This window comes from Adonisia turfae CCMR0081 (assembly GCF_011009555.1).
GTDB lineage: Bacteria > Cyanobacteriota > Cyanobacteriia > Phormidesmidales > Phormidesmidaceae > Leptothoe > Leptothoe turfae.
This window is the reverse complement of sequence record NZ_QXHD01000003.1, coordinates 131,488-151,499: the sequence shown is the minus strand read 5'-3', so window position 1 is coordinate 151,499 and position 20,012 is coordinate 131,488. Positions and strand designations below refer to the sequence as shown.

Sequence of the window (20,012 nt, the reverse complement as noted above, 5' to 3'; positions counted from 1 at the left end):
ATGCTTGCTACCATTGTATGCCGTGGATAAGTCCCAGATGCCTGTATGAGCTTAAAGCAATCAACAGCACAGCATTGTGAGAATAATATTCTCTACATTCCCTCTGCTCTACACAGCATGAGAGATGTAGAGCTTCTCCTTCACAATCAAGACTCTGCCATCTTTTATAAGGCCCTTGAGCAAGATCTGATCAATGTAGAGTTCCACACCAGCGCTCCCTGCATTGTTTATATCGAAACAGGTACGGAAACAATTACCAACTGCTATAACCATGCTTGCCGAGTGCAACAGCACGAAGCTGTCTTCTTACCCAAAGGGCTAAATCTATATTCAGACTACGTCAGTACCGATGGCTCATTAAGGGCCTATTTACTGTTTCTAAGTGACGATGTTGTTACCGATTTTCTAGCGACTGGTACTAGTCTTCCTAAACTATCAAACAGCACAAGCACATTTCTCAAAGTAGACAAAAGCCCGGCAATGGCTCTGTTTTTTGAGTCGTTGATCGCTAGCTACAGGCATTGGCATCATTCTCCCCATATTCTTAAGCTAAAATTATTAGAAATCTTGCACATCATCGACATCAATGATGAGGACCAACAACTACGGTCCAACTTGTCTGTCAACCAACAAGAAAATCCCAAACGCAACATCAAACGCCTGATGGAGAAATATATCATCTCCCATCTTAGTGCAAAAGATTTTGCTGCCTTATCAGGTCGCAGTGTTTCTAGCTTTAATCGAGAGTTTAAGGCACTCTATGGAACCACACCCAAACAATGGATTATTGAACAACGACTTGCCCACGCTTACACCTTATTGGTCGAGCAACGATGGTCTGTCACGGCTGTCGCCAATGAGGTGGGCTATGACAACATTTCCCACTTTATTACCGCATTTAAGCGGGTTTACCACCAAACACCTCACCAAATAAAAACGGTTGACCCTCACTAAATGCCCAATTAAAACACCCCCCATTGACCAGAAATCGTTATTTCTGACCCGATGTGAGTAGTCGAGCCTTGAGCATCACTCTACAGTGGCTTTCATAATCTCTAATGTCTCAGGAGAGGAACCATGAGTACGAAAGTGCTAATCGAGTCCACAGTTAAAGCTGGAAGTATGGACACATTGACGCCATTCTTAGCAGCTAACTTACCGAATGTCAGAGGTTTCTCAGGATGCCTGCAAGTGACCGTTTACTTTGATTCAGAGACTCAACGGATGATTTTTGATGAAGAATGGCTCACTATCGAACATCACCAACGATATATCAACGCCATCACCCAAAATGGCGTATTAAATAAACTGGCCCATTTTCTTGAATCACCACCAAACATTAAATATTTTGATCGGATGGAGATATAGGGTATAACCTGACTAAGGCAAGCTTGTTTTACGCTAAGTGCTTCACTATTTTGAACGGGAGCTACCCATGATGAAACAAACCAAGCGCTTAAGACTACTCACAGCCGCCTTAGTCTCTTTCGGCCTTGTGTCTACAGCGACAGCCCATGCCCAATCCTCAAAAGGAGCCACACTTACCCTGCAGGCTGACGTTCAAGAAACCAACCCGGAGGCGAATATCATTAACCTGCGTGGCAATGTGCTCTTTGAATATCCCCGTCATCAGCTTGAAGGAACGGCTGAACAAGGCCAGTTTTTTATGACTGAGCAAAGACTGATCCTGGTAGGCAATGCTCAAGTCACCCAGCAGGGGGAAGTGTTAAGAGATAATCAAATTATCTGTCTGCTAACAACGGGCCAGTGTAGTCCTTCGGGGGAATAACACTAGTGACTACCCTTACCGTGACTAGTGTTCTCCTTGGATGAATTCAGGGTGGCTCGATACTTGGTCACACCGGAGAACGTATGGTTAAAAAATGCGGGATAGAAGGTGGCAAACCGCTCAAAATACTTTTCGTATAGGGCCTGGGCTGGCTCATTACCGCGAATTACCATCACCCCTAGAGAAGAGGCTCCTGCTTCACGGGCACGCTTGAAGGCAGCCTGCATGAGGCGATGGCCCAGACCTGACCCTCGATGCTCAGGTAATACCGCAACAGTTTCGACAATCATGTCGGCCTGGGGCTTAAGAAAACTATGATCACCTTCCCAGATTTTGAGATAAGCCTGTCGAAAATCTTCAGTTATGGACGGGGTCCAGCCAAGTTTCTCCGCTATCTGTGGTAGTTTATCGATATTTAGCGGACTGTGGGCCGCTGAGATATCAGCGGGTCGAAAAACTGCGCAGGCGGCCACAGGTTGACCATTTCTCTCAATTACTAAGAAATCCTGAATCTGTCCCCAATGGGATGCGCCACACTGCAGCATCGATTCTAAAAACTGCAACGGTGATGTACCTGTCGGTTCCAGGATGTCTTCCCAAAAAGACTGCTGAAAAGGCGCTCGTGTAGCTTCTAAATCAATCTGAGCAAGAAAAGACACATCTTGAGGACCTGCTGAGCGCACCACATCATTGCTATTTAGTGGGTCATTTAGTTGCGTATTCATAGGTCCTCTTTTAACCTACATTACGTATGTGATATCTCACATACGATTCGTATGTCAAGTAGGGGGAGCTGATGGCAAACTTGCGATCGCAAAAAAAAGCAGAGACCTCTGCTCGGCTGCTGGCCGCAGCCCGAAAAAGCTTTTTTGAACTTGGCTATGCTGCAACTTCAATGGATAAGCTCTGCGCTAGCGCTGGCGTTACCCGTGGCGCGCTGTACCACAATTTTGGTGGTAAAGATGGTTTGTTTGAGGCCGTTGTGCAGGAGATCAACGATGAAATGGTTGAACGTCTCCTGGCTATGGCGGGGGATGATGCGTCACTGGATACGTTTGTGAGGGTCTGTCGCTCGTATTTGACCTTTGCCCTTGATCCGGAGATCCAGCGAATTGTTTTCCAGGATGCTCCTGCCGTGTTGGGGCAGAGGCTGCGCGATATCGATGCCCAGGGCAGTATTGTGCCCCTGACGGATGCGATCGCTGATCTGATTGATGGAAACATTTTCCCCGATATTGATCCGACAGCTCTGGCGGTTCTCCTCAATGGTGCAATGATCGATGCGGCATTGTGGATTGCCTCCCAACCAGACAAGGCCCACAGTTTAGAGTCTGCTGCCCATGCATTGGAACAACTAATCAGGCAATTGGCCGGTGAGTCGTCACAGAGTTTGTCAGGATAATAGCCTGTTTTATGAATCATTCAAGGCAACATGGAGAAAACGTTCTAACACTGGAGATAGGCTTTCCTGTCTCCAAGCAAGTAGGGTTTCAATCTCAAACGTATGTTCCAAGTGTCGATAGACCACACCCGTGCGCTGTAGTTTTTTTATTGATTCTGGCACCAGGGCAATTCCCATACCGCTGACCACCAGCCCCAATACCGTTTGTAGCAATCTAGCTTCTTGAATAACTTTGGGAGTAAACCCATGGGTCTCACAAAGACTAAGGACCTGATAGTAGAAACTTTGGCCCATGGTTGGTGGCGGTAAAATAAATGTTTCATCCACTAACAAATTGAGATCAAGAATCTGTTGCTCAGCTAACGGATGATAGTCTGGCAAGGCCACAACTAAAGGTTCCTTGAGCAGTATGTGATGGTTAAACTGTTCTCGCTGTTGTAAGTGCAGAAAACCACAATCAATTTGACCGTTGCTAAGCTGTTCTAGCTGTATCTGAGAGTCCAGCTCACAAAGTCTGATATTGACTAAGGGAAACTGTTGTCTAAATGCTTTAAGGATCTCTGGCAAAGCAGTTTGCATGGCGGCACTGTTAAACCCAATAGCCAGTTGCCCCACCTCACCGCGACTGGCTTGTTGGGCAATATACCTGGCACGCTCCACTTGAGCCATTACCCCATTCACCTCTGGCAGAAACGCTTGCCCTGCATAGGTGAGCTGCAATGGGCGCTTATTGCGGTCAAATAGCCTGACACCCAATTCCTTTTCTAACGCTTGAATCTGTTGACTGAGTGGGGGCTGAGCCATGTTCAGTTGTTCAGCAGCACGACTGAAGTTCAGGGTCTCTGCCACCGCCAGAAAATATCTCAGATGTCGAAGTTCCATAGGACAATACTATATCTCAAAAATATAGTATTGCTAGTTAATCAATATTGGACATATTAAAAATTTGCCCATAGGGTGGCTATAGACGCTAGAACGCAGAAAAATGATAACTGTTGCCTCCCCACTGTTAAGCCGAAAGGGCTATTACGGTGACTTTGGTGGTCGATTTATTCCTGAGATTTTATACGAAACATTTGAGTCGTTAACAGCGGCTTACCATGGTGCTCGACAGGACCCTGAGTTCTGGAAAAAGTATGTGGCAATTTTATCTAACTACTCCTGTCGGCCCACACCGCTCACCTATGCTGAGGGACTGACCCACTATTTTGGCGGGGCAAAGATCTACATCAAGCGTGAGGATCTAAATCATACGGGGTCCCACAAACTCAATAATGTTCTGGGGCAAATGTTGTTAGCTCAGCGCATGGGTAAACACCGCATTATTGCTGAAACTGGAGCGGGACAGCATGGGGTGGCAACTGCAACCATGGCTGCAAAATTTGGTCTAGAGTGCACCGTTTACATGGGCGCTGAGGATGTTGAACGACAGTATCCAAACGTGTTTTGGATGCGACAGTTAGGGGCTCAGGTTGTGCCAGTCACTAGCGGGACTCAAACCCTCAAGGATGCCATGAATGAAGCGCTGCGAGATTGGTCTGCAAATATGGCAACCACCCATTACCTGATAGGTACCGTCTGTGGTCCCCATCCGTTTCCGGAAATGGTGGCCTGGTTTCAGTCGGTGATTGGCCAGGAGGCGCGATCGCAAATCCTTTCCCAAACCCAACAGCTCCCAAAGGCCGTCTATGCCTGCGTGGGCGGAGGCTCTAATGCCGTCGGTATCTTCAGCGGTTTTCTAGAAGACACCGATGTTGAACTTATCGGTGTCGAAGCAGGAGGGCTGGGAACCCACACACCTCACCATGCTGCTCGGTTGGCCAGTGCCCAGGCATCCATCGGCATTGCCCAAGGGTATAAGACTCAGTTTCTACAAAACTCCGATGGCCAAATGCAAGACACCCATTCTGTTGCCGCCGGATTAGATTATGTGGGTGTTTCACCTGTTCTGGCTAATTTAGCTCAAATAGGACGCATTCGCGTGACATCGGCCCTGGATGCTGAGGTGATTGAGGCCTTGAAATTAACCCTACGAAAAGAGGGGTTGATTCCTGCTCTAGAATCGGCCCATGGATTTGTTCAGGCCTTTAAAGAGGCTGCTAATTACACATCTCAGGATGCCATCATCATTAATCAATCAGGCCGAGGGGATAAGGATATTTTTACTATTGCCGAGGCGTTGCAAGATCCTGATTGGCACAGGTTTTTACGACGAAGAGCAGTTAAAGATTAACCTGCAATCTTGATTGATAACACTCCACGCCCCAGGGTGGGCATAAGGCACCACCCCTACAAGATGATTCACTTTAAATCGGAGATATTGAAAACAGCTCCTAATTAGTGCTGGTTTTTGAACTCTGCGTGGAGTTATGCCCCACAGCCGATCTCTTGATATAGATTTCAGATCTTTTTCCCTTTTTCCTTGCCTTATCCTTCACATAACCATGCATCTCGAAGAATTTATCCGTCAGCAACGACAACAGAAAGACATCTTACTCATGTCCCATACCGTATTGGGCTATCCCTCCTGGGAAGATAATCGCCAAGCCGTAGCAGCCCTGGTCCAGGCTGGCGTTGAGCTGATCGAACTCCAGTTTCCCTTCTCTGAGCCCATTGCCGATGGGCCGATCCTGTTAGCCGCTAATCATGCGGCTATTCAGTCAGGGACATCGATCCACGATTGCTTTCAGTTTGCAGCAGAGGTTGCCCAGCAATATCCCCAAACTCGTTTTGTGATCATGACCTATGTCAATATTCTGTTTAAATATGGCATTGATGATTTTGTCAAAACTGCTGCCCAGGGTGGAATTGCTGGATGCATTATTCCTGATTTACCTCCCGAACAAGCAGAACATTATATTCACGCCTGTCGCGACCAGGCATTGGCAACAATCTTTCTAGTTACACCAAAAAACAGCCAGACACGCATACACCAGATCGCCCATGACACCAGCGGATTAATTTACTGCGTCGCACGAAAAGGAGTCACCGGTCGACAGACTCAGTTCTCGACAATGGTTCACCAATATTTACGTCAGGTAAGAGCAACCACTTCACTACCCATGGCAGTGGGGTTTGGCATACGGTCTTCCGATGACGTGCAAAAATTAACTGGCCAGGCAGATATCGCTGTGGTTGGCACCCATGCTGTTGAATGTTTAGCAAAACATGGAGCTATAGGACTTCAAAACTTTATTCAAGGTCTAAGGAATTGCTAATCTGAAATCCTGACCAAGGTTTTGTTAATGCTAACGATTGATTAATTCAACGGATCGACGTTACGGGCAGCTAGAGTCGTTTGATCCAAAGACTCCGATTCCCAATCATTAAATTGGTAATCAACAAAGATCAGTCCTGAGAAGAAGGCAAAAAATAGCCACAGCATCATAGCCTTAAACAGCATTCTTGAACAAAGAATACCGCCCCCGCCTAAACAACATTAACCATACGGACTAGAACTTTAATCGTTTGCACAAATACAGATCTGAGTCCATCTCTACTTAGTCATAAAGTTCATTATCGCTCATCATAATTTTCGTTTTAGATAGACTCAAGTCAATTACAAGTAAATTAATATAGATTTTCATCTATGAATAGAATAATTGAAACCTGCTCAATGGCAAGGTTTTTGGGTGTTGTCAGTCTCTCTGTTATAGCGTAATCTTTGGAAGTCAAAAGATAACTTATCATTCCTTAAATTTGCGTTTATATAGGTAAGGGCTGAATTAGAACTACTCTTTAATGATTGTAAAATGGGTGTATTAGGTCAAATAGTCGGTTATACAAAGATTTCATCAGAGATTTAGACTAAGTTATTCAAAACGTTTAGTCTAAAAAATAATGTTGAAACGGTTTAAGCGATATATTCGCTGGCGTTCTAGTGACGAGGGATTCTCAACCGGGATCGATCAGTTTGAAACCCTCGTCTCAAAATTGCTTTCAATCACCATGTTGATTGTGATTATGGTGATTATGGTCGACCTTATACTGTTTTTGGCGACAGCCCTGTTTAATCCTAGCCCTGAAGGATTTTTTGTTGACACCCTTAAAGATATTTTTGGATTATTTCTAAGTGTATTAATTGCTCTCGAAATCCTTGAAAATATTACGGCTTACCTGAAAAAGCATGTGGTTCAGGTTGAATTGGTAATCGTCACTTCCCTCATTGCTGTAGCTCGCAAAATTATTATTTTAGACCTGGATAAAGTGTCAGGGATCAGTTTGATCGGTCTTGCGATCGCAATCCTATCCCTATCCCTAAGCTACTGGATTATTCACACTATCCATCGTTAAGCTAGAGGCCAATATTATTAGATTTCTCAAGGATTAGAGTCAGAACTAGCCCTATGAGCCATATCAGAGAAATTATCCAAAATGCCATTGATCGACGGCTACGAATCTTTCGGTTTGAGCAAGAGGTCGATGCCTATTCAATGAGGATATTCAAGCTGTAAGGCAGCCACTTCAGCAGTGCTCGTGCCATATAATGTCTCAATCTCTTGTAAAGTGATGTCCAGCGACGCGACAGGTGGGAGATCACTGTGTACCTCAATAGTTCGGCTGCCAGTCTTGTTTGTGCCGTGAACTTTATCGGGGACTATCATGAGGCCACGCCTGGTGGTTACACCTGCATCAGACGTATGTAGCGAGAATGCTTTAGAGCGATACGTGCGTGAATAGGCGTCAGCCACCAGTGACAAGGCGACTTCGTCAACACCTTTAGTGATCGGAATATTAATATCTTCACGAGCCCAGAATGAAAGACCGTTGGCAACAATCGTGAAGATACTTTTAGCACTCAATTTAAACTGTTCGCTGTGGTGCTCTGTTCCCCAGCTTTGAATACCCATCGCCTGGGCAACTAAGGCCGCTTTCCCATGGCCTGCGATCGCATCTACTAAAGCCACGGACACAGGAATCGATGCCGTTACACCAGTGGTGGTGATAATGTTGCCATCGGCGACGTAGCGCGTATTCTGTAGCCATTCAGTTTGAGGAAACTTCTTTTTAAGACTGTTATACGAGAACCAATGGCATACGCTTTTGCGACCATTAAGCAGACCCGCATTGGCTAACACCTAAATCTTGGGGCATATGCAGGAATACCAGATGTCATGGACATGGCTGAGATTGTTGAGATTAATACTATGGGGAACGCAACGTTCTCTGTTAAAACGAACTCCTATACGCCCATTGTAGTCAAGAAACCCTCAAGCGACGTATTCGATAGAAAACAGAAAACAGGCATAGGCCAACAACAAAGCCTGACATTGCCCCCGATGCCGAATTGATAGCAAAAGACTGCAGATCCTGAGACTGATGTACCCAGTTAGCCAGACCCATCAAGCTCAAAGTTGAAAAGCTGAGAATAGTGACTCCAGCCTGCACGGAGCGATTAGCTGTGCTAGGTACTTTGGCAACGCTCAAGTACCAGCTCAGGATAGCTGTTAAACCCATAGCACCACCGCCATATTGAACCCATTTGAATATGGGCAATCCGCCCAGCGGGTAGCGTAAGCCAGCAAATCGCTGTACAAACCACCCCCATTCATGGCTAGTGGCATCTAGGAACGAATGGGTAGCGGCTCCTAACCAGAGACTGAGAATAACAAGCCCTAGCCACGATAATGAAACCTGTCGTTTAGATGGTGCCAGACCAAACAGTGTGAGGGTTGATTTCTCCAACCACAGATACCATAAACCAAGGGCAAGCAAACCTTGGGGCACGGCATGGGTAATCAGCCCACTGATGCTGTGGCCGGGGGAATAAATGGGATTTAGATAGAGGAAATATGGCAGGTCTGGAGCCATACAGCCAATAATGAGTGGTGGCAACGGCAATCGCTTTTGGGATAGATACCACAGAGGGGCTGCGACGATTGTATGGGCTGGCGTATAGGGCATTGGTAAGTGGACGTTTTCGTTTTCTATTCTGGCGTTATAACAACTTTGAGCTGGTGGTGGCTACCGTTAAAACTGTCGCAACACTTCTGGTAGAACAAGAGATGCGGGACTATGCTGAACAGGTGCTGGCCCCACCCATGCAAAAGCTGGTGGCCGCAACCCGCGAGCCGTTTGTACAGGAAATTTTGGATCTCGACGTGCCACAGATGGCATTTGGTCGGGTGATCCTGCTGGGGGATGCCGCATTTATTGTGCGACCCCATACGGCGGCGGGTACGTCTAAAGCAGCGGCAAATGCGAAAGCTTGGGAACCAGGGCAACTAGTTGACGCAGAACAGCTGAGCCAACATGGACAGTTTCTAGGCAGACGGTCGCAGTTTACCCATGGTCTGGGTCGATTTCTTCCCCAACATGGGCATTAGCCATCAATAGGATGGAGCGGTGTTTCCAGTAACAGCTGATAAAACGCTAAATCCAGCCAGCGATTGAACTTAAAGCCTGCCTGTTTAATGGTGCCTGCGTGGGTAAATCCCAGTTTTTTGTGAAGAGCGATGCTGCCAGGATTATCAACATCAATGCCACCCACCATCACATGGTACTGCTGCTCAACAGCCGCTGCGATCAGCTGTTGCATTAGGGCATAGCCAATCCCTTGACCACGATGATCCCCATGGACATAGATAGAATGCTCCACTGAGTATTTGAAAGCGGGCCAGGCGCGAAATGTGCCATAGCTGGCAAAACCCAACAAAAAATCATTGTCGTCAACTGCACCAATGACTGGAAAATTACCGTTCTGTTTTGCTGCAAACCAGTGGACCATATTTTCTAACGTGCGGGGTTTATAGTCATAGAGCGCTGTTGAATTGACAATCGCATCGTTGAGGATGGCTAAGATGGCATCGGCATGTGCATCATAGGTACATAAAACAAATCGCACTGGAGGCTCCTCGTCACTAATGACAGATATAACCACATTAGCAAGGCGGGAAGCTGTCCCATTGAGAATACAGGTAACGCGTTAATATCCCGCGTTTCTTGCCATTAATATGTCTGCTATTTACTTCTATGTGGGGCGTTCAGTACCATCAGACAGTTGGTCCCTAAAAAAGTGATTATGAGTGGAAATGCAGGTCGGATTCAAGCCATTAACCAAATTATCCATTGGGAGCCACTGCCCCCCAAAACACCAGCCAGTCTTGAAGAAATGTGGGCAGAGAATGTTTTTAATCTACCCAAAATGAAGGCCACTCTGCCTAAGGCCGTATTTAAGTCAATCAAAAAGACAATTGTTACTGGAGAAAAACTAGATCTCTCCATTGCTGACGCTGTCGCCAATGCAATGAAAGACTGGGCGATTTCTAAAGGGGCACTCTACTATGCCCACGTGTTCTATCCTATGACTAATCTAACGGCTGAAAAGCATGACGGTTTCATCGCGCCCCAGGGTGACGGTACGGTCATTTCAGAATTTTCCGGTAAGTTATTATTCCAGGGTGAGCCAGATGGATCTTCGTTTCCCAATGGTGGTATTCGTGGCACCTTTGAAGCCCGAGGCTATACCGCCTGGGATGTGACTAGTCCAGCCTATATTATCGATACGGACAACGGCGCTACATTGTGCATTCCCACCGTATTTGTCTCTTGGACTGGAGAGGCCCTGGATAAAAAGGTACCGCTTTTGCGCTCTATCGCAGCTATGGACAAAGCGGCTCAGAAGGTTTTGAAACTCCTGGGAAATGCCGAAGTTTCTCACGTCAACTCCAGCTGTGGGGCTGAACAAGAATACTTTTTAGTGGACGCTAATTTTGCAAGTCTGCGACCTGATCTTCTCTTAGCTGGGCGGACCCTGTTTGGTAAAGCCCCTGCCAAAGGACAGGAATTTGACGACCACTATTTTGGTGCGATTCCAGAACGGGTGCAGGTGTTTATGCAGGATGTGGAGGAAATCCTTTACAAGTTAGGCATTCCTGCTAAAACTCGCCATAACGAGGTGGCACCAGGACAGTTTGAAATTGCACCATACTTTGAAGCGGCAAATGTGGCTAGCGATCACCAGCAGATGATTATGACGGTGCTGCGTCACACTGCGAAAAAACACGGCTTTGTGTGCTTACTCCATGAGAAACCCTTTGCCGGTATTAATGGCTCTGGTAAACATGTCAACTGGTCCGTTAGTAACTCTACCCAGGGTAACTTGCTTGATCCCGGTGACTCTCCCCACGATAATACTCAGTTTTTGGTGTTCTGCGGTGCTGTGATTCGAGGTGTGCACAAGTATGGACCGTTGATGCGAGCTGCGATCGCAACGGCCAGCAACGACCACCGTCTAGGGGCAAACGAAGCGCCACCAGCGATTATGTCTGTGTATTTAGGCACCCAGCTTGAAGAAGTTTTTGATCAAATCAAAACTGGCTCCATTAGCGACTCCAAAAAGAAAGGGTTAATGGATTTGGGGGTGGATGTGCTGCCGTATTTGACTAAAGATGCTGGCGATCGCAACCGCACCTCTCCCTTTGCCTTTACCGGCAACCGCTTTGAGTTTCGTGCCGTAGGGTCAAGTCAGTCAGTGGCAGGCCCTTTAATTGTTCTGAATACGATGCTGGCCGATTCCCTAGCCTGGGTGGGGAATCGACTGGAAGCTGAACTCACTGGAGGGGCAGAACTCAACACCGCCATTCTGACTGTGCTCAAAGAGATTATGGAACAGCATGACGTAGTTGTTTTTGGTGGCAATGGCTATTCTGAAGAGTGGCACAAAATGGCGGTTGAAGAGCGGGGGCTAGCCAACTTACCGACTACTGCCGATGCGCTGCCCATACTGCAAGAAGAGTATATTAGAGATCTGTTCCAGAAAACAGGGGTACTAACCCCCATTGAGTTAGAAAGTCGTTTTCAGGTGTATGCCGAGCAATATATTCTCTCGATTGAGGTGGAATCTAAATTAGTGGTCGATATGACCAAAACCAAGATTTACCCAGCAGCTGTTGAGTATTTGTCTAAGCTGTCATCGACTATTTCAAGCTTAGAGAATCTGGGCGTTTCCCTTGAAAAAGGGACTGCTCAAAAAATAGCAGAGTTAACCAATGCGATGGTAACCAAGGTTACGCAGTTGAGTGAGGCCCTGGAGAAACATGACTTTAGCAGCACCCATGCACACATGAGCTACTGTGCGTCCACCTTGCGTCCGTTGATGGATGACGTGCGCGAGTATGCGGATACGCTAGAAGGCGAAATCGCTGATGAATGCTGGCCTTTGCCGACTTATCAGGAGATGCTGTTTATCAAGTAAGTTTGTTCTGTAGTCGCCGGGTGTGGTTTATTTTTGAGGCAAGGAGGGTACCTTGCCTCTTTTTTTATGTGGTTTAATGCTAATAATTGCCATGGATATTGTTACAGAACTCGAAAAATTTGATAGTCAACACACAGATACTCTCGAAACTCTTGCTGTGCGACTTTCACCCGATGCAGCATTAATCCAAACCTTGCTGGAGATTACCAATGACAATACTCCTAAACTCCAAACAGCAACCACCTGGTTATTAAAGCATTTTCAAGAAAACGGATTTTCTTTTTCTTTTCAGGCTGCCACCAAGGCCGTTATGATCCCGAAAAAACAACGCCTTTTTGTTCTAACTGATACGCAGCAGCATGCCAAGTATTACTTAGAACTACATTAAAGGTTTGAGCTTGGTGATCGATCCAATAGAAGCCGTTAGGAAGCTTTCCATTATATTTTTTTAGCCAATCATCCCAGAACGACCTCTCTATAAATCCCATCCGGGATTCCATGGTTTTCATGGTTTGGCTGTTTGTCAAACTTTTCCGTTTACCCTCCAATACTTGCCACAGATGGATATTACTGGGGACCTTAACGTGCTGGATGTCTTCAACCTTTACGAATTTAGGCATATTTATGTTCAAAAAACAACAAGGTTATTTTGTGCAAGATACAACCTATCGGTTGGTTGACATTGATCAATCCGGGTGGACTTTGATCTGTCAAAATAGCACTACTTGCCACTATGTAGATCCTGATTGCTTGCAAGAATCATCTAGCACCCTTGGTAGCTGGGCATTTCCCAAAATGATACTTGTCCGTACCCACTAACCCATGGCACAGACTTTTCTACTGGTCTTGGTTCTCATCCAACACAACCCGATAGGCACATCGCCTCGCCCCCGACAAAATGTGTTCCGTCCGTTTCACATCCACGCCTAGAACAGTTTGAAAGATTTCCAGTTCTCGATCACATAATCCAGTACAGGCTTCTGCCGCTGCACAGATAGGGCAGTGGTTTTCCACCAGTAGCATTGAGCCATCATCTTGAGGCAGCACATTAGCCATATACCCCTCACGGGTACGAATATCTGCCAAGGTTTCCAATCGGTCCTGCCAGGAATCTTGCCCATCCATCTGCGCCAGATAAGCCCCCAGCTGTTCACGAGTGCGAATATCCAGTAACCGCTCTAACCCATCTGCCCCAAACGCTTCAGTCACCGAGTGAATCAGACTCAGGGTTAATTCGGCATAGCCTTCAGGAAAAAAGCGATCGGCTGCCGCCGTTAAATGCCAGAGCTTTGCCGGACGCCCCATGGGGCGTGATTCTTCTTCATAGTCAATTAACTGCTCATCCTGAAGTGCATAGAGATGTTGCCTGACTGCCATGGCCGAAATACCCAGCTGCTCAGCAATGGCATGGGCATCCATGGCTCCCGACTGCTTTAGCAACTGAATAATGGCCCGCCGCGACTGCCGCGACTGCCGCGACCGCCGGGGCTCATTTTTTTTGCTTCGCTTTTTTTTGGGTTGTTTTGGGGGCATGGCTACATTCTAAAGAACTTTCTTTACAAAGTCGAGCTGGGTGGCTAGAGTACTTTATAAAGGAAAAACTTTAGAAAGTCGGTCCAGCGGTCGACGATGGAGGCTTTATGGGTACATTCTCCTGGTTGCCCCGACTCAATCCACAGATTTGGATACTCGTCATGGGGCGCTTTCTTTCGCAGGTTGGATCGGGGGCTGTGTTGTTTTACGAGCCCATCTACTTCGTCAATCAGGTGGGGCTATCCCCCACCCAGGTGGGTATTGGTCTGAGTAGTGCAGCCATGGCTAGTGCCGGGGGCTATTTTCTGGCAGGGGCGATGACAGACTCTCTGTTTTGGGGACGTCGTCGTACGCTGTTACTTTCTTGTTTAATTTCTATCGGGGCGGATGGTGTATTTTTGTTGGCCCATGGTTTCCCGTTGCTCATTGTGGCAAATGTGCTGATGGGGTTAGGCGATAGTCTCTATTGGCCTGCCTCAGGGGCAGCGATTACCGATAATTCCAATAATCATCAGCGCGAAGAGGCCTTTGCTGTTTCTGGCTTAGCTGATTCTCTCGGTTCAGGCTTAGGAATTGTTCTGGGGGGATTGCTTTTGACGATGGACAATTCGTATCAGCATTTGTTTATTGCCGATGGCATCACCTTTGCACTCTTTCTGGGGGTGTTGGCAATTGTGTTTAAAGATAAGCGAGATCGCACACACTCCTTCGAAGAAACGCCAGGCATTGCGGCCTGGCGTAAAGCGCTACTAAATCCTGTTTTCTTGGTATTTGCAGCAGCCAATATTTTGTTTACCACCTATGTCAACCTGATGGAAAGCACCATGCCGCTTTACTTTACTAACTTTGTTCACAATGCTTCCAGTACGGCTCCAGAAAATGTGGGTATTTTGTTTTCTGGCTATGTGCTGATAGCGGCTCTGTTCCAGTTACCCATCGTTCGTGCCATGCAACCCTACCGGCGGGTTTCTGTTTTGATGATATCCATGCTGTTGTGGGGGATGGGTTTTCTCTTAGTCTGGTTTGTGGGCATATCTGTTGGGGGACAGGGGGTGCTGATGGTGATGGTAGTGGTGGTATTAGCGATCGCAAATGTCACCTACAATCCATTCTCAGTCGCTTTAGTCACGGAACTCGCCCCTAAAGAATCCCTGGGTATATATCTCTCCTTGAATGCCCAGTGTTGGACTGTTGGGTATTTGGTTGGCCCCTTGATCGGAGGATGGACCCTGGACCAAAATCAAGACATTGCCCGTGGATTATGGATAACGGCTGCCTTTAGTACCCTGATTGGGGGACTCATCCTAAAACAACTTGAAAAGTTTCAAGCACACACTGATTCTATTAAATCGTCTTCAAATCTCTAGGAAAAATATTGCTACGTATCGGGTTGTTCGGTTAGCCAAACCAAAATCTTTCTGGCACCAATCAGCTTATGGGAGTGTGACAGTTATCCTATGGGCAAGATTATTAAATGACTAGCCATGAATAAGGATGCCATTGCTTACCAGGTGCAACGCATAACCCAGATACCTGAGCCAACGTTATTTGCATTTGTCAATGGGGAAACGGCTAACCATGTCAATAAATTTCATAGCAGTCTCCCTAATTACACCCCAACCCCCCTGGTCAGGCTGTCCAAACTTGCTAGTCGCCTGGGGATTAGCGAAATTCTTGTCAAAGATGAAAGTCAACGCTTTGATCTAAATGCCTTTAAGGTGCTGGGAGCGAGCTATGGGATCGCAAAATACCTAGGTAAAATACTAAAGCTCAACAAGGATGAATTGACCTTTAGTCATATAGTTGCCGAAAAATCCAAATACGAGCAGATTACTTTTGTCACCGCCACCGACGGCAATCACGGCAGGGCGGTCGCCTGGTCAGCAAACTTATTGGGCTGTAAATCTGTTGTATATCTGCCAAAAGGTGCTTCTCAAGCACGATTAGACGCCATCAGAAAATATGGAGCTGACGCATCCATCACAACGATGAATTACGATGACACAGTGCTCCATGCCGCTCAAAAGGCCCAGGCAGAAGGCTGGATACTTTTACAGGACACCTCTTGGGAAGGATACGAAGCAGTACCCACCCATATCATGCAAGGTTACAGTACCTTAATCACTGAATATTGCCAGCAGCAGCCAGATATCTGGCCCACCCATGTCTTTGTACAGGCAGGGGTAGGTTCTTTAGCTGCGGGTATCCTGGCGCGTCTGTGTGGTTTATCTGACCGTCCTATGCCCAAATTTGTTGTTGTAGAGCCCCAGGGTGCTCCCTGCCTGTTTGCATCAAAGACCCACAATAAACTTTTTAGAGTTCAAGGGGATTTACCCACTATCATGGCAGGCCTGGCCTGTGGAGAACCCAGTCACCTAGGATGGCCCCTATTAAAGTCAGCGGCCAGTGGATTTTTAATGTGTTCCGATGATGTGGCTCGCAGGGGAATGAAGGTTCTGGGCAATCCCTTAACAGGCGATCAGCGCATAATATCTGGAGAATCAGGGGCCGTTACCCTGGGTGCGCTGTTTGAAATTCTTTCAAATACCGACTTTCTTGACATTAAGCAAGCGCTAAATTTAACGTCCGCATCAAAAGTGCTATTGTTCTCCACCGAGGGAGATACTGATCCGGAGGTATATCGAGATATTGTTTGGCGCTAAAGCTCGATTAATAGTTGAGGCCAAGACCTAATGTTTTGCCACCTGAATTTTGCTCAATCCTATGGCTTCCATAGGATTGAGATGATTGTTGACCGTTTGGTTTTTAATTCGCTATAATTATTGGTAGTTAGAACATCAGTCCGACCATGGCTCGCTTGCGAGAATTTGACACAGATGCTGTTTTAGATGCTGCAATGCAAACATTTTGGCTGCGCGGCTATGAGGCAACGTCTCTGGTAGATTTGATGGCGGCTACGGGCTTGCAAAAGGGCAGTATCTATAAGGCCTTCAAAGATAAACACTCGTTGTTTATGTTGGCCTTGCGCCGGTACTTAGATCAAAGCAATGATTTGAGCCGTCAGTACTTGGATGATCCCATTTCTCCCAGGGCTGGGGTTTCCGGTTGGCTGCAAGTGATTGTTTCTCTACGGGGAAATGATCAGACGCGGCGGGGATGCTTTATGCTGAATTCTTTGGTGGAGTTAGCGCCCCACGACGAGGCGGTAAAAACGCTATTAGATGAGCATTTGTGCCATGTGCAATTGATGCTGACACGAGCGATCGCAAAAGGGCAATCCCTAGGTGAATTTCGGGCTGACATTCCAGCGGAAGAGTTGAGTTTATTAGTGCTGAATTTGCTTCAGGGTTTAGTAAATCGCTCGAAATGCGCTGTCGCTGTTGATGCACTTCAACAGCAAGTGGAGACGTTGCTGAAGCTGCTGATTTAGCCGTGTTCTGATTATGGCCATTTTTTTGCCCTTTTGTTGACCAATTGGTTCCTGTCTTTTGTGATTGTTGAACTGTCATTGTTGGCAGGGATCGGCAATGGTGTTGACCTTTACCCATTCAAGGAGACTCATTATGACGACTCAATCTTCTCTTGCCTCACAGCTTAAAGATTTTCAAACTGGCTTTTTGGGGCAAGCCCCTCAAGAGACTGTTGAGACAATGGCTAAAGCAACCTCTGATTTAGAGCAGTCCGGCATTGTCAATAACAGTTTGCAGGTGGGGGCCCAAGCCCCAGATTTTGAACTGCCTGATCCAACTGGTAAACAGATTAAACTCAGTGCCCTATTGGCGAACGGCCCAGTGGTGTTAAATTTTTATCGTGGTGAGTGGTGCCCATACTGCAACCTGGAAATTCGCGCATATCAACAGTCTTTGCCCGAATTTCAACAGTTGGGGGCACAGGTGGTGGCGATCTCACCGGAGTTGCCAGATAGTTCACTGACAATGCAGGAAAAGCATGCATTGAGTTTTCCTGTGCTGAGCGATGTGGGTAATCGAGTGGCCCGTGATTATGGTTTGGTCTTTACCCTAGATGCATCTTTGCAGCCCCTCTATAAGGGGTTCGGCATTGATATTCCAGCGCACAATGGTGATGACAGCTATGAGTTGCCTGTGCCAGCGACCTATGTTGTGGACTCAATGGGTACGATTCGCTATGCCTATGCGAATGCTGACTACACGCTTCGGGCTGAACCGACGGAGGTGTTAGCTGCGGTGAAAGCCCTTTGATCCATTGGTTGTTGCGGATGCTTAAGGGACTACACAAAACTAAAGACCCCGGTTGGGGCTGTCGATGGGTGATGAGGTAACGGGGTGATTTAACGCAAGCGCCTTAGGGGGCATTATTAATGCCCCCTAAGCATCCGCAGATGCATTAGAGTTTATCGATCGTTTGCATAGATCTTTTGTATAGATCCTATCGATCTTAGTGTTTGTTGTCTTTGTTTGGGTTTCCTAAAATCAAGACAACAAACACTTTAGAGAACGCTATCATGGTTTGGTTTATAATAATTCACTATTCTTCTGAAATTGATGCGGTATCGGCATATGCTTACCCACAGTCAGCGTTAAAAACGTTTTTGCATAAGTTTTGGAAGTTCAGCAAAGCCTACGGTGAATATCAAGTACTACCGCCCGGTCGTCGCCGTCAGTTCCTGATTGACAAGAAGCAAAACGAGAAGCCCGCAGAAGACGACCTTGAATCTTATCTGTTTAATGCTTCCAAACAAGACTCAAGACTATTTTATTAGCTCTCTTTACCAGCCATCGCGAATTCAGCCTAGGTTGACACCCCAGGGATATTGACTAGGGTGACAAAAAGACATGAGATCGCAGGCCCACCCAGCACTGTACTATTGTGATCTATAATCAAGACCAACAACCGGCCCTGCACATACAACAGTCACAATCTTCTGGGATCGCAGCAGCACTATGGAAACTCTGAATTTGTTTATTCACCCTGCAGACTTTGTTACTGTTAACGCTGGAGACATTATCTTTGAACAAGATCAAGTCAGTGAGACCCTGTATGTGCTGATTGAGGGGGAAGTTGTCATTCAGCGGGACGGTGAAAATATGGTTACCCTTGGTCCTAAAACGATCCTTGGAGAAATGGCGATTCTAGAAAATCGCCCCCATTTTGCCAGTGCGATCGCAAAAACAATCTGCCAGCTGATTCCCATTAGTCAAGAGCGGTTTCGATTTCTAGTGGAGCAAACTCCAAATTTTGCCTTTGACATGATGGCAATGATGGCCGAACGCCTGCATCAGATGAACATCAAAGCTATAGAGGCGTAATAGCAGAGCGGTATTGCCAATAAGTTAAGGAATTAATACGATTCTGGCTATGTAGCAAGCATTACAGAGTTTAATGTGCTTGTGTGAAGTAGTATTAGAAACAGTCTTAAACGAAGCTTTAAGATGTGCGGTTTGTTTGCCCTATTAAGCTTTGCAGCACTTTTCTAGTATCTAGGGTGGAGCAATTGACAGATTTTTTTGAGTTCAACGGATATTCCATTAAAATCGAATAGTTAACGCTTGTATTGATTATTAAAACCAAGTAAAGCCATCCTAAAGTTTATGGAAATAAAACTGTTGTCGGCATCCTATCTTCTTCAGCAGCATGGATGGGTCTTATTAATACCGTTAAGCGTTACCAGTAGTTCCCTGCTGCTGACGTTTCCTGGCTGGGCACAAACCAATACGTCGCTTCAAGCTGAGGAATCCCTTGTCAGTTCTCAGGAATTGACTGAACTCGACACCTCCAGCCTGATGGCGGCCCAAGACCAGGAAGAACATCTAGAAGCAACTCCCCATTCAGCCATTAGCCTCAAAAATAATGACCTGACCGTACCAAGCAGCAATGGAGAGGTCATTTCAGACATTCAGGTTCGCTTTGTGAATGGAGACGGTGAACCTATTGAGGGCAATACTAAGGACGAAATTATTACCCGAGAGTTTGACCTGCACTCAGGTGATGTTTATGACTCTGATCTTGCCCTAGAGGGGTTAGAGCGAGTTGATGAGATGTTCATCATTAAACAGGCATCCTTGACCCTCGAACCTGCCGCTGATGATCAAGTGGTGATGGTGGTGACAGTGGATGAGCGAGATTCTTTCTTCTTTAGCTTTGGCAATACC

22 protein-coding genes and 1 pseudogene are annotated in these 20,012 nt (G+C 46.5%); 17 read left to right on the top strand and 6 right to left on the bottom strand.

Translation table 11 applies throughout. The features are described from left to right. The first annotated feature begins 45 nt into the window (after window positions 1-45). From DXZ20_RS01495 to DXZ20_RS01485, 3 genes are all read left to right on the top strand, one after another. Window positions 46-954 carry a helix-turn-helix domain-containing protein gene (locus tag DXZ20_RS01495; RefSeq protein WP_163695946.1) on the top strand — a complete coding sequence of 303 codons (909 nt, stop codon included), beginning with the start codon at window positions 46-48 and terminating at the stop codon, window positions 952-954. A 123-nt stretch (window positions 955-1,077) separates the two neighbouring features. Then, window positions 1,078-1,368: a putative quinol monooxygenase gene (locus tag DXZ20_RS01490; protein WP_163695944.1), complete on the top strand. Its 291-nt coding sequence runs from the start codon at window positions 1,078-1,080 to the stop codon at window positions 1,366-1,368. A 67-nt stretch (window positions 1,369-1,435) separates the two neighbouring features. Further along, window positions 1,436-1,789 (top strand): LptA/OstA family protein, encoded by a 354-nt coding sequence (locus DXZ20_RS01485; protein WP_163659396.1) that lies wholly within the window; start codon window positions 1,436-1,438, stop codon window positions 1,787-1,789. A 2-nt stretch (window positions 1,790-1,791) separates the two neighbouring features. Here the strand turns inward: DXZ20_RS01485 and DXZ20_RS01480 are convergent, their stop codons facing one another. Beyond that, on the bottom strand, window positions 1,792-2,514 hold the full coding sequence (locus tag DXZ20_RS01480) for a GNAT family N-acetyltransferase (protein ID WP_163695943.1): 723 nt from the start codon (window positions 2,512-2,514) through the stop codon (window positions 1,792-1,794). A 71-nt stretch (window positions 2,515-2,585) separates the two neighbouring features. Between DXZ20_RS01480 and DXZ20_RS01475 the strand changes: the two genes are divergently transcribed. Continuing rightward, complete coding sequence (locus DXZ20_RS01475) at window positions 2,586-3,191, top strand: TetR/AcrR family transcriptional regulator (protein ID WP_163695940.1); 606 nt, start codon at window positions 2,586-2,588, stop codon at window positions 3,189-3,191. Between the two features lie 9 nt (window positions 3,192-3,200). On the opposite strand, the gene DXZ20_RS01470 is transcribed toward DXZ20_RS01475, so the two are convergent. Continuing rightward, window positions 3,201-4,073, bottom strand: coding sequence for a LysR family transcriptional regulator (locus DXZ20_RS01470; RefSeq protein ID WP_163695938.1), 873 nt, complete (start codon window positions 4,071-4,073; stop codon window positions 3,201-3,203). A gap of 103 nt (window positions 4,074-4,176) precedes the next feature. Here DXZ20_RS01470 and trpB point away from each other — a divergent pair, with 103 nt between their 5' ends. The 3 genes from trpB to DXZ20_RS01455 all read left to right on the top strand — a co-directional run bounded on the left by trpB (window position 4,177) and on the right by DXZ20_RS01455 (window position 7,484). Continuing rightward, window positions 4,177-5,424: a tryptophan synthase subunit beta gene (trpB, locus tag DXZ20_RS01465; RefSeq protein WP_163695937.1), complete on the top strand. Its 1,248-nt coding sequence runs from the start codon at window positions 4,177-4,179 to the stop codon at window positions 5,422-5,424. 211 nt (window positions 5,425-5,635) lie between these two features. Continuing rightward, window positions 5,636-6,409, top strand: coding sequence for a tryptophan synthase subunit alpha (trpA, locus tag DXZ20_RS01460; RefSeq protein WP_163659401.1), 774 nt, complete (start codon window positions 5,636-5,638; stop codon window positions 6,407-6,409). A 622-nt stretch (window positions 6,410-7,031) separates the two neighbouring features. After that, window positions 7,032-7,484 carry a phosphate-starvation-inducible PsiE family protein gene (locus DXZ20_RS01455; RefSeq protein WP_006513708.1) on the top strand — a complete coding sequence of 151 codons (453 nt, stop codon included), beginning with the start codon at window positions 7,032-7,034 and terminating at the stop codon, window positions 7,482-7,484. A gap of 137 nt (window positions 7,485-7,621) precedes the next feature. On the opposite strand, the gene DXZ20_RS01450 is transcribed toward DXZ20_RS01455, so the two are convergent. Then, a complete protein-coding gene (locus DXZ20_RS01450; RefSeq protein WP_250565549.1) occupies window positions 7,622-8,269 on the bottom strand; it encodes a type 1 glutamine amidotransferase family protein in 648 nt (215 codons plus the stop codon). A gap of 121 nt (window positions 8,270-8,390) precedes the next feature. After that, a complete protein-coding gene (locus DXZ20_RS01445) occupies window positions 8,391-9,095 on the bottom strand; it encodes a DUF4184 family protein (protein ID WP_163659403.1) in 705 nt (234 codons plus the stop codon). Here DXZ20_RS01445 and DXZ20_RS01440 point away from each other — a divergent pair. After that, the gene (locus DXZ20_RS01440) at window positions 9,020-9,517 is read left to right on the top strand and encodes a Rossmann-fold NAD(P)-binding domain-containing protein (RefSeq protein WP_348918539.1); all 498 of its coding nucleotides are present in this window, start codon (window positions 9,020-9,022) and stop codon (window positions 9,515-9,517) included. The two genes, DXZ20_RS01445 and DXZ20_RS01440, sit on opposite strands and share 76 nt — an antisense overlap. On the opposite strand, the gene DXZ20_RS01435 is transcribed toward DXZ20_RS01440, so the two are convergent. Beyond that, a complete protein-coding gene (locus DXZ20_RS01435) occupies window positions 9,514-10,035 on the bottom strand; it encodes a GNAT family N-acetyltransferase (protein ID WP_163659404.1) in 522 nt (173 codons plus the stop codon). The two genes, DXZ20_RS01440 and DXZ20_RS01435, sit on opposite strands and share 4 nt — an antisense overlap. Window positions 10,036-10,212: 177 nt before the next feature. On the opposite strand from DXZ20_RS01435, the gene DXZ20_RS01430 reads away from it, so the two are divergent. Both DXZ20_RS01430 and DXZ20_RS01425 read left to right on the top strand, forming a co-directional pair. After that, on the top strand, window positions 10,213-12,387 hold the full coding sequence (locus DXZ20_RS01430) for a glutamine synthetase III family protein (RefSeq protein ID WP_163695935.1): 2,175 nt from the start codon (window positions 10,213-10,215) through the stop codon (window positions 12,385-12,387). A gap of 91 nt (window positions 12,388-12,478) precedes the next feature. Then, window positions 12,479-12,775, top strand: coding sequence for a hypothetical protein (locus tag DXZ20_RS01425; protein ID WP_163695933.1), 297 nt, complete (start codon window positions 12,479-12,481; stop codon window positions 12,773-12,775). Window positions 12,776-13,224: 449 nt separating this feature from the next. Here the strand turns inward: DXZ20_RS01425 and DXZ20_RS01415 are convergent, their stop codons facing one another. Then, window positions 13,225-13,806: a helix-turn-helix transcriptional regulator gene (locus tag DXZ20_RS01415; protein ID WP_250565594.1), complete on the bottom strand. Its 582-nt coding sequence runs from the start codon at window positions 13,804-13,806 to the stop codon at window positions 13,225-13,227. 221 nt (window positions 13,807-14,027) lie between these two features. Between DXZ20_RS01415 and DXZ20_RS01410 the strand changes: the two genes are divergently transcribed. The 7 genes and pseudogenes from DXZ20_RS01410 to DXZ20_RS01380 form a co-directional block, all read left to right on the top strand. After that, window positions 14,028-15,287, top strand: coding sequence for an MFS transporter (locus DXZ20_RS01410; protein ID WP_163695929.1), 1,260 nt, complete (start codon window positions 14,028-14,030; stop codon window positions 15,285-15,287). Between the two features lie 117 nt (window positions 15,288-15,404). Continuing rightward, window positions 15,405-16,583 (top strand): diaminopropionate ammonia-lyase, encoded by a 1,179-nt coding sequence (locus tag DXZ20_RS01405; RefSeq protein ID WP_163695927.1) that lies wholly within the window; start codon window positions 15,405-15,407, stop codon window positions 16,581-16,583. A gap of 146 nt (window positions 16,584-16,729) precedes the next feature. Beyond that, on the top strand, window positions 16,730-17,311 hold the full coding sequence (locus DXZ20_RS01400; protein ID WP_163695925.1) for a TetR/AcrR family transcriptional regulator: 582 nt from the start codon (window positions 16,730-16,732) through the stop codon (window positions 17,309-17,311). A 133-nt stretch (window positions 17,312-17,444) separates the two neighbouring features. Next, window positions 17,445-18,101 carry a peroxiredoxin-like family protein gene (locus tag DXZ20_RS01395; RefSeq protein ID WP_250565548.1) on the top strand — a complete coding sequence of 219 codons (657 nt, stop codon included), beginning with the start codon at window positions 17,445-17,447 and terminating at the stop codon, window positions 18,099-18,101. A 263-nt stretch (window positions 18,102-18,364) separates the two neighbouring features. After that, window positions 18,365-18,622 (top strand): hypothetical protein, encoded by a 258-nt coding sequence (locus DXZ20_RS01390; protein ID WP_163660429.1) that lies wholly within the window; start codon window positions 18,365-18,367, stop codon window positions 18,620-18,622. A 181-nt stretch (window positions 18,623-18,803) separates the two neighbouring features. Next, window positions 18,804-19,169 (top strand): cyclic nucleotide-binding domain-containing protein, encoded by a 366-nt coding sequence (locus tag DXZ20_RS01385; RefSeq protein WP_163660427.1) that lies wholly within the window; start codon window positions 18,804-18,806, stop codon window positions 19,167-19,169. A gap of 282 nt (window positions 19,170-19,451) precedes the next feature. Beyond that, window positions 19,452-20,012: pseudogene (locus tag DXZ20_RS01380) on the top strand (BamA/TamA family outer membrane protein); the annotation flags it as partial.